The organism is Candidatus Polarisedimenticolia bacterium (assembly GCA_036001465.1).
GTDB lineage: Bacteria > Acidobacteriota > Polarisedimenticolia > Gp22-AA2 > Gp22-AA2 > Gp22-AA3.
The window spans coordinates 20,007-29,184 of the sequence record DASYUH010000016.1 but is presented as its reverse complement, the minus strand read 5'-3'; the positions used below and the strand labels follow the sequence as shown (position 1 = coordinate 29,184).

General features: G+C 69.5%; 7 protein-coding genes. 1 reads left to right on the top strand and 6 read right to left on the bottom strand.

Going from position 1 to position 9,178, the window contains the following annotated elements; translation table 11 throughout:
• Window positions 1–1,209 (bottom strand): glutamate--tRNA ligase (gltX, locus tag VGV60_04205; GenBank protein HEV8700458.1); only part of this gene is annotated, 1,209 nt, incomplete at its 3' end.
• 145 nt (window positions 1,210–1,354) lie between these two features.
• Here gltX and VGV60_04200 point away from each other — a divergent pair.
• Window positions 1,355–2,890, top strand: coding sequence for a VCBS repeat-containing protein (locus VGV60_04200; GenBank protein ID HEV8700457.1), 1,536 nt, complete (start codon window positions 1,355–1,357; stop codon window positions 2,888–2,890).
• A 4-nt stretch (window positions 2,891–2,894) separates the two neighbouring features.
• On the opposite strand, the gene VGV60_04195 is transcribed toward VGV60_04200, so the two are convergent.
• From VGV60_04195 to VGV60_04175, 5 genes are all read right to left on the bottom strand, one after another.
• Window positions 2,895–3,983, bottom strand: coding sequence for a PA0069 family radical SAM protein (locus VGV60_04195; protein ID HEV8700456.1), 1,089 nt, complete (start codon window positions 3,981–3,983; stop codon window positions 2,895–2,897).
• Window positions 3,962–4,990 carry a hypothetical protein gene (locus VGV60_04190; GenBank protein HEV8700455.1) on the bottom strand — a complete coding sequence of 343 codons (1,029 nt, stop codon included), beginning with the start codon at window positions 4,988–4,990 and terminating at the stop codon, window positions 3,962–3,964. The genes VGV60_04195 and VGV60_04190 overlap by 22 nt, the downstream gene beginning before the upstream one ends.
• Before the next feature lie 32 nt (window positions 4,991–5,022).
• Entirely contained in the window at window positions 5,023–6,756 is a 1,734-nt protein-coding gene (locus tag VGV60_04185; protein ID HEV8700454.1) for a hypothetical protein, read from the bottom strand.
• Between the two features lie 136 nt (window positions 6,757–6,892).
• Window positions 6,893–7,402 (bottom strand): DUF1003 domain-containing protein, encoded by a 510-nt coding sequence (locus VGV60_04180; protein ID HEV8700453.1) that lies wholly within the window; start codon window positions 7,400–7,402, stop codon window positions 6,893–6,895.
• A 138-nt stretch (window positions 7,403–7,540) separates the two neighbouring features.
• Window positions 7,541–9,148: a hypothetical protein gene (locus tag VGV60_04175; protein HEV8700452.1), complete on the bottom strand. Its 1,608-nt coding sequence runs from the start codon at window positions 9,146–9,148 to the stop codon at window positions 7,541–7,543.
• Between the last annotated feature and the right edge of the window lie 30 nt (window positions 9,149–9,178).

The following is a 9,178-nucleotide window of genomic DNA, read 5'->3' as shown; positions in this document are numbered from 1 at the left end:
GGCGACGACGGCCGGTCCGCCCGACTTGCCGCCCCCTTTCAGGTGCTTGTCCACCGCCTCCGGCCGGTAGTCGAATTCATCGGACAGGAACGGACGGGCATCGCGCACGAAATCGGGGAGCCGCTTCGACCGCGCCTTGAGCGCCTCGACGACTCCCAGGAACCGGGCGCGGCGTGCGCCCCCCTCGTCGAGGTCACCCGCCCAGAGGCCCCCGGCCTGCAGTCCGGGGCGGATCATCGCGGCCAGGACGTCGGGGGGCAGATCGTTTATGTACTGGCTGTTGAGCCACTCGAGCTTCTGCTCGTCGAAAACCGCCCCCTTCCGGTTGATCTCCTCGAGACGGAAGGCGGCGGTCATCTCCTCCCGGGTCATCTTCTCGCGCCCCTCCGCCGGCGACCAGCCGAGGAGGGCCAGGAAGTTGAACATCGCTTCCGGAAGATACCCCTGGTCGCGGTACTCCGTCACCGAGACGGCGCCGTGCCGCTTGCTGAGCCGCTTCTTGTCGGGCCCGAGGATGAGCGGCAGGTGGGCGAACCGGGGCGGCGGCGCGCCGGCGGCCCGGTACAGGAGGACCTGTTTCGGGGTGTTGCTGATGTGATCGTCCCCGCGGATCACGTGCGTGACGCTCATCTCGATGTCGTCGGAGACGCAGGAGAGGTTGTACGTCGGGGAGCCGTTCGAGCGCAGCAGGACGATGTCCTCGATCACCGCCGAATCGAACGACGTCGGGCCGTGCACCAGGTCGTCCCAGGCGATGGGGCCGTCGGGGACGCGGAAGCGGACGACCGCGGCTTCCCCTGCCCCGTGGCGGCGCGCCGCCTCCTCGGCGGGGACCGCCAGGCAGGCGCGGTCGTACTTCCAGGGGACCCCGGCCGCCTCCGCCGCCTTGCGCCTCGCGTCCAGGTCCGCCGGGGCGCAGAAACAGCGGTACGCCCTCCCCTGCTCCAGAAGACGCAGGGCGAGGGCGCGGTGCGTCTCCACGGCGCGCGACTGGAAGAACGGCCCCTCGTCCCAGGTGATCGAAAGCCAGCCGAGGCCTTCGAGGATCGTCCGGACGCTCTCCTCGGTCGATCGCTCCGTGTCGGTGTCCTCGATCCGCAGGATGAACACCCCTCCCTGGCGGCGGGCGAACAGCCAATTGAACAGGGCCGTCCGGGCCCCTCCGACATGCAGAAAGCCGGTCGGGCTGGGCGCAAATCGCACCCTCACCCCCGGGGACATTCCCTGCGCTGTCGGCTCATCTCTCATGGCTGACGGGATTTAACCCGATCCCCCGCGGGGAGCAAAGCACTTTTTTGATTGCAGTTGGAAGGTTCCGGGGGTATATGGTGATCTCCAACTTGAGGGGACGCCGATGTTCCATGCCTCGCCGCATCGGATCCGGTCGCGATTTCCCGCACTCATAACACTCGTCGTTCTGGGCCTGGGGGTCCTGGTCCTGCCATTGGGGACACCCTGGAGCGCCACTCTGGTCGAGACCAGCCTGCCCGGGAGCATTCCGCAGGCCCCGTCGTATGCGACCGGGTTCCCCATCCCGTTCTTCCAGACGGTCGACTACCGGCCGCGGCAGGGCTCGGTCCTGGCCGCCGACATCGACAGGGACGGCCGCCGCGATCTGGTCGTGTCGGTCCCGAACGGCCAGGTCCTGGTCCTTCGCCCCGACGGAACGCGCCTGCCGGGCTGGCCGCGAACGTTCGACGACCTCCCGCAGCCGGCGTTCCCGGTCGGCGACCCGGCAATCGGTGACCTCGACGGCGACGGCTCTCCCGAAATCGTGACCTGCATCGTCTCGGGCACCCCGATGCGGCGCAATTTCCTGTACGCGATTCGGTCGAACGGGGCCGATCTCCCGGGCTGGCCGATCGAGCTGCGCTCCGCCGGGAGCGAGTATTACACCTGCTCGACCATCCCGACGGTCGTGGCCGATCTGACGGGGGACGGGGGGCTCGAGGTCATCCGCGGGATGAACCGCGGCCTGGTCCTGGCCTTCAGGGCGGACGGCTCGACGCTGCCGGGCTGGCCGGTCCGGCTCGGCCCGGACCGCGATGGACGGATCCGGGAGATCAACGCCGACATGGCGGCCGCCGATCTCGACGGCGACGGCCGCAAGGAGCTGATTTTCGTGGAATCCTCCCCGGCCCCGCGGGTGGCCGTGGTCGGAGGGGACGGCCGGATGCTTCCGGGGTTCCCGAAGTGGCTGACCGATCCAGATCGTCCCGAAATCGTCGACCGCCAGGCTCCCGCCTGCGGCGACCTGAATGGCGACGGCCGCCTGGAGCTGGTGCAGGCGACGCTCCCGTTCCAGGGGGACACGTTGGAGCCGATACCGGAACCCAGCGCGGGCGGGCCGCTCGTCCCCGCCGCCGTGCACGTCCTTCGATCCGACGGCTCGACCTTCCCCGGCTGGCCGCGCGTGCTCGAGTCCGGCGCCCCGTGGGGCTCCGTGGTCCTCGACCTGGATTCCGACGGGCTCCTGGACATCCTGCAGCAGGACGGTGAGCAGCTCGTAGGCTTCGACGAATCGGGCAACATCCTGCAGGGATTCCCCGTCGCCGCGCACCGCAACTTCGTGCGCTCGCAGTTCTCCGAGGCCACCCCCTGGGTGGTCGGCGATCTGAACGGCGACCGGCGTCCCGACCTCCTTCAGGCGGTCAGCAACCAGTACGCCGGCAGCTCCTACCTGCGCGTGTTCGGCCTGCGGGCGACGGGGCAGCCGATCCGCGGCTTCCCGTTCGATGCCCCGGGGCTGCTGGCCGCGTCCCGGCCGGTCCTCACCGATCTGGACGGCGACGGCATCAATGACCTGGTGATGCTGGGCGCGTTCGGCGGCAACGGCGGTTGGAGCCTCGCCGCCTGGGACCTGGGAACGCTGGCCCGCATACGGCGCTGATCGTCTATTCCGGATCGAACAATCCCGGCTGATCCCCCGCTCGCGGCGGCACCCGGAACTGCGTCGTATCGAGCTCCAACCGGCTGCCCGTCAGGCCGAGCCGGCGGCAGGCGGTTTCGAAGCGGCGACGCAGGATGTCGGCATACGGCCCCGTTCCCTTCATCCGCAGCCCGAACTCGCTGTCGTAGAGCTTCCCGCCGCGGGTCTCCCGCACCAGATTGAGGACGTGCGCCGCCCGAAGCGGATAGTGGGCCTCGAGCCACTCGCCGAAGATCGACTGCAGCTCGTGAGGGAGGCGCAGGATGACGTACCCCGCGGTGCGGGCTCCCGCCGAGGCGGCGGCCTCCAGGATCCGCTCGAGCTCCGCGTCGTTGAGCCCCGGGATCATCGGCGACGACAGGACGCCTGTCGGGACCCCCGCCTCGTTCAGCGCGCGAAGGGTCGCAAGCCGCCTCTCGGGGCTGGCCGCGCGCGGCTCCATCCGGCGCGCCAGATCGCGATCGAGCGTCGTGATCGAGATCATGACGGTCGCCAGGCGCATGACGGCCATGGGGGCCAGGAGATCGAGGTCGCGCAGGACCAGGCTCCCCTTCGTGACGATCCCGACCGGATGCCTGTGCTCCTTCAGAACCTCCAGGATGCTGCGGGTGATCTTCAATTCACGTTCCACCGGCTGGTACGGATCGGTGTTGGCGCCCAGGGCGATCACCTCGCACCGGTAGCCGGGCCGCCGCAGCTCCTCGCGCAGCAACCGCGCCGCCTCCGGCTTGGAGACGATCTTCGTCTCGAAATCGAGCCCGGGGGACAGACCGAGGTAGGAGTGTGTCGGCCGCGCGAAACAATAGACGCAGCCATGCTCGCAGCCCTTGTACGGGTTGATCGACCGGTCGAAGGAGATGTCGGGCGAGTCGTTCCGGGACAGAATCGTGCGGGTCTGCTCGGGCGTGACGGTCGTCGGCAGGCGGGGTGGGGCGTCCTCCTCGTCCCCGGAGGCCCAGCCGTAATCGGCTTCCACGAGCCTCTGTGTCTCGAATCGCCCCTCGGGGTTGCCGACCGCCCCGCGGCCCTTCCTCACTTCTCCTCGTCGCCCCAGGTTCGCACCACCGTCTGCTGCCCGAACAGCGTGATGTCGAGATCGATGTGGGACTTTCCCTGCGCCGCGACCTCCGTCTCGGGATGCTCGGGAAGGGGACGCAGCGGCGCCTCGATGTCGAGGTGCAGCGTCGTGGGGACCCTCGACCTGAGGAAGACGCCGCGGGGCACCTCGAACGTGGCATCGCCGACGCCGCCGCCGCTGATGGCGCAGGTCGTGTGTTCTGCGGTGGGCTTGAAGGCCGGGTCGGCGCTGTAGCTCAGCTTGACCTCGAAGGTCGCGAGCCCCCCCTCGATGGATTTCAGGGTGTAGTCCCGCGTGACCTTGATGGTGAGGGCCTCCAACCCGGTGATGGTCAGACGGGTGGGGAGCGGCATGATGCGCTCCTCCTTGAAGCCCTCACCGATCGCCAGCTCGCGCGCCCCCGACTCGACCACGGGGAAGATCCGATCGATCTCGTCGATCCCCAGCAAGGCGAAGTCCGGGTTGTCCCTTCCTCCGACCTTCCGCTTCTCCTTCAGGTTCCCGGACGGATCGAACGTTCCCTCCCAGACCAGGCTGACCATGTCGCGCTCGAGCGAGCCCGTAGGGGCGAAGACCTGGCCCTGCATCTCGAACTCGATGTTGAATTTCGGGACGGATCGTCGGAACGGCACCACGCCGCCGGGCCCGGGTTCCTGTGTCTGGGTCACCATCTGGTAGACCTCGGTGCGCCTGTGGCCCTTCATCCGGCCCGCCCAGAAATTGAACCCGTCGATGTAGGCTGGAGGGGCCTCGAAGGTCACATCGCGGGTCATGATCTCGAATCGGCCGTTCATCGTGTAGGCGGACATCTTCCGCGCCCGGGGGGCGAACAGGATCGACGTGACAGCGGGGGGCGGCGGCTCCGTCGCGGGCGCTCCCTGGCCGGCCGGCTTCGGAGAGGCGGCAGGGGCCGCGCCCCTTGCCGGTGCGGCCGCCGGAGCCGCCAGCAGCGTCAGGACCAGCGCCCAGCTGGCGCGTCCCATTCCTTGTCTCGAATCGTCGCCCATCTCCCCCCTCACATCAGATACTTGTCCGAGCCGTCGCCCGGCCCCGGGTCATCGCCGTCCTCCCCTTCCTCCGGGTGCTTCTTCCAGAAATCGTCGATCGCCCGCCGGATCGTGGCCTCCTCGGGGACCCGGGTGTTGTGGATGGCCGCCAGGAGGAGGATCGCCTGACCGACCTGGGCGGTGTCCTTCGGGAGGTGGCGCCGCAGGGCGTCGATCAGCTCGCGGGAACCCAGGAGGGATATCCAGCGCGCCGAGTTGCCGGGGCCGGCCGCATCGACGAAGAACTCGAGGTGCTCGAGGACCACCTTGAGCGCCTCGGGGGTGCCGATCTCGCACAGCGTGATGAGCAGGCTGTGTCCGGCGTCCTCCTCGACGTTGCCGGCCGCCAGGCGGGCGCGTGCCGGCTCGATGACCGCCTCGTCGAGCCGGGACAGCGCGTGCTCGGCCGCCTCGTAGAGGTAGGAATTCTCCTCCGTCAGGAAGTCCAGGATCTCGTTCACCGCCCCGACCGAGCGCAGCTCGCCGAGAGTCTCGAGCGCCATCCCTTGCGGAAAGAACGGCCCGCGGGCGGCGAGGATCGCCAGGCACCGGTCCTCGACCCGACGGCGCGCCTGGGAGCGGCCAGGCGCCCCCGCCTCCCCCGACGCCTCCACCGCCTTGCGAATCGCCTGCGGCAGCCTGTCGAGCAGGAACGACGTTTCCTCTTCGAGGAGCGCCGCCAGGGCGTCGAGGTCCGCGGCGGAGCGGCGCACCTCGAGCTCGTAGTTGCGGTAGCGCGCCATCTTCACGACCGCCGCGATGAGAAACCCGATGACCCACTCGCGCAGGTGCGGGCCGAGCCCTTCGACCAGGCCGACGATTTCGGCGTCGGCCCAGGAGACCGCCACCTCGACGATCCGATCGGCCAGGTCGTCCCCCGGGGCGGACCGGACGTCCCGCGCCCGCTCCTTCACGGTGCGCGCCAGCGTCGCCGCGCTGTCCTCGAACGCCCCGGCCTCGAGGGCGGCCGCGATCGCCCGGACCGAAGGCTCTCCCAGGGCGGCGCGCATCTCGCAGTTGTAGGCCGACTCGATCGCCTTGAGCGTGCGCTCGAAATCTATCCGTCCGCTCAGGTTGGTCCGGAAGCACCAGCCGCAGTCATCCACTTGAAGATGATCCATCAGGACGCGGAACGCCTCACCGGCGTCCCCGCCCGAGGCCCCCTTCCACTGCAGCGACCGGATCCAGGCCAAAAGCAGGACCCGGTACTCCCCCGGCTCGGTCACGTGCAGGGCCGAAGCCAGGATGGCCGGCGAGCCGACCCAGTCGGCCCGCCGCTTCAGGAACGCCAGGAGCTCACGACGCGCCGGCGCGTCCCCCCGCTCGGCCAGGGCGTCGAGAATGTAGGACCAGCACTCTTCGTCGAAGTCCCGCCGGTCGAACGCCTCCTTGACCGTCTCGAGCGCCTCCGGGGCGCGCAGGCGCACCATGGCCTCGAGGGCACGCGCCGCCGGCAGGCCGCGCAGCGTTTTCACCCCGCGCGCCAGGACAGCCAGGTGCGAGGCGGAGCCGTGCTTCCCGAGGTGGGCCGCCACCAGCTCCGGCGTCAGATCGTGCTCGTCGAACAGATAGGGGGCCAGGAGGTCGGTGGCTTCCTTCGTGTAGTGCCGCCCCAGGCGGTCGGCGGCCCAGTAGCGCACCTCGGGATCCTCGAAGCGCAGGAAGCGCGCCAGATCGTTCAGCGACCAGAGTCTCTCAGGCATCTTGGACTGTCCGTCGACCCGCGGCGGTCGTTCGGGAGCGGCATTCATTATAATGCAGGGCCCTCGCGAGACAAGGACGGCGCGGCCCTTCCGGCCGATGCCGCCCGGATCATCGCGACCGGGCGAGCGGCGGCTTCTACCCGGGGCGCCTCCGGCCGGCGCCCAGCTCCTCGAGGAGGCACGTCAGCCGATCGACCTTCTCGTGCAGCTGCAGGATCTCGATCTCCGCCTTCAGGTTGACCTCGTAGTCGTGCGCCGCCTGAAGTCGGTCCTTGGCCGCCTGGCGGTTCTGGCTCATGAGGATCACCGGCGCCTGGACGGCGGCCAGCGTCGACAGCACGAGATTCAGCAGGATGTAGGGATAGGGGTCGAACGGACGGCTGATCAGGACCCATGAGTTGAGGCCGATCCAGCCGAACAGGAACACGAAGAAGAGCACCAGGAACGACCAGCTCCCTCCCCAGGCCGCAATCCAGTCCGACAGACGCTCTCCGAGCGTCAGTCCTTCCTCCATGTCGCGGTGGACATGGCGCGCGACGTGGCGGCGGCCGGTCACGGCCTGCAGCACGCGGCGCTCGATCTCGGATGCCGTCTCGATCGACCTCCCCAGAATTCTCATCGCCGAATCGCTCAGGGTTTCTGGCATGTGGCTCCTCCCGGGCCGTCCACGGTTTGGCCGAAGTGGATCTCGCGCCGTGCGGAGTGAGGCTCCGCACGATCCCCCCTGTGGTTATACCCCCACGGCCTTCCATGCGGAGGATCGCCGTGTCGTGCACGAGCCGCTTCAGCGTGTCAGCCGCCATATCCCCGGCGCAACCCGGTCCCGGGACGCTGCGCCAGGAAGGCCCAATGCGCGTTCTCCGTCACCGGGCCGGCCCACGACGATGACCCCATCGAAGCCCGGGTAGGACAGCGCCGTCGCGACCCGTTCGCGGTTCCTGCGGTCGCACGCCGCCGGGTCGAGAGCCCGCCCGTTGCCCAGCGAGCGGCCGCCCGAGGGGTACGGCACTCTTCGCTCGGCCCGGTACCACACCGGGAAGTAGCGGTCCCGTGCGAACAGGTAGGGAGTGATGCCTTCCGGAGACAGCGCGTAGGCCCAGAGGTGCCGCACCGGGTCCCAGTCGCCCCAATAGAAGGATGCCGGACGCGCGCAATCGGCGGCCTGAACGGCGAGGAAATTCCCGGCGACGTTCCGCGGCGGCCGGTCTCCCACCACTTCGTGGACGAGGCGCGCGTCATGCACGATGCTCGCGGAGCTGGCCACGAACGCCAGCGCGGTCAGCGGCACGGCCACGAGCAGCGGACGGGCTCTCGAGCAGGAAAGCCACGCGGCCCCGGCGATGGCGCCGAAGCAAAGCCCGATCACGTTCGCCCTGGGACCCATGGATATCAGGCGTCCCATCGAGTAGGGAAATCCGACCGAGCCGAGCGTGAAGGCTGCGGCGCCGAACAGGACCAACCCGCGCGATTCGAGTCGACCCGGGCTCCTCGCGAGCCAGAGGGCGCCGCAGACGACCAGCGCAAAGTGTGGAAGGTAGAGTCCAAGACTCCCCGGGCCGGTGATGCCGTAGGAGCGGCTCACGACGTGCACGAGCGCCATGCCGATGGACTGGAAGCGCAATCCGCCGCCGGTCGCGGCATCCTCGAGGCCGGTGACGGGCAACCAGGCGCCGTTCCACGCGTCGATGCCCGCCAGGAGCACCGCCGGAGCGAGCGCAACGAGGACCGGGGTGGCGGTGCTTCTGGATCGTGCCCCGGCGCACAGCCAGGATAGCCCCGCCAGCACGCTCAACAGACCGAAGGCGAACGGGTGCGCCAGGTAGGCGACCAGGGCGCAGAATCCGAGCCCGGCCATCCGGGTCGCGCCGCGCTCGCGGCACAGGAGGACGGCGCCGGACGTGCCCAGGAGCGCGACGGGCAGCCCGAGCGCGAACGAGATGAACCCCATTCGCAACGGCCAGCCCAGGCCGAGCGGCAGGGCCAGGATTCCGGTCACCGCCCAGGGGCCGCCCAGAACCGCGGCCAGGCGCGCCGTGGCCAGTGGCAGCGCCAGCGCCGCCGCCAGGCACATCAGCCGCATCACGATGTCGATTGAGAGCCCCGGCAGGAGCAGTCGCGCCATCCAGACGTAAAGGGAGTAGCCGAAGGAAACCATCTCGGGACGACGGAGGTACGCGCTGCCATCCGCCCCGAGCGACTGGTCGAGCACGAGGAGCTGCGCATGATTCGGGATGTCCTGGAACGGCACGTACGGAACGGAGAGAAGGAGGAATGCCGTTCCGACCAGTCCTGCCGCGAACAGCGCACGGGCGCCCCGATCCGGTGACGGGGCCGCGCCCACCGCCGCAAGCAGCCTCCGCGCAACTCCGCGCAGGATGCGCTCTCTGCCCATGCCGGCCCGGATACTATCACTCGACAGGAG

Coding starts and splice junctions, on each gene's coding strand:
- VGV60_04200 (HEV8700457.1), top strand. CDS start 1,355: ATGTTCCATGCCTCGCCGCATCGGATCCGGTCGCGATTTCCCGCACTC.
- VGV60_04190 (HEV8700455.1), bottom strand. CDS start 4,990: ATGGGACGCGCCAGCTGGGCGCTGGTCCTGACGCTGCTGGCGGCTCCG.
- VGV60_04185 (HEV8700454.1), bottom strand. CDS start 6,756: ATGCCTGAGAGACTCTGGTCGCTGAACGATCTGGCGCGCTTCCTGCGC.
- VGV60_04180 (HEV8700453.1), bottom strand. CDS start 7,402: ATGCCAGAAACCCTGAGCGATTCGGCGATGAGAATTCTGGGGAGGTCG.
- VGV60_04175 (HEV8700452.1), bottom strand. CDS start 9,148: ATGGGCAGAGAGCGCATCCTGCGCGGAGTTGCGCGGAGGCTGCTTGCG.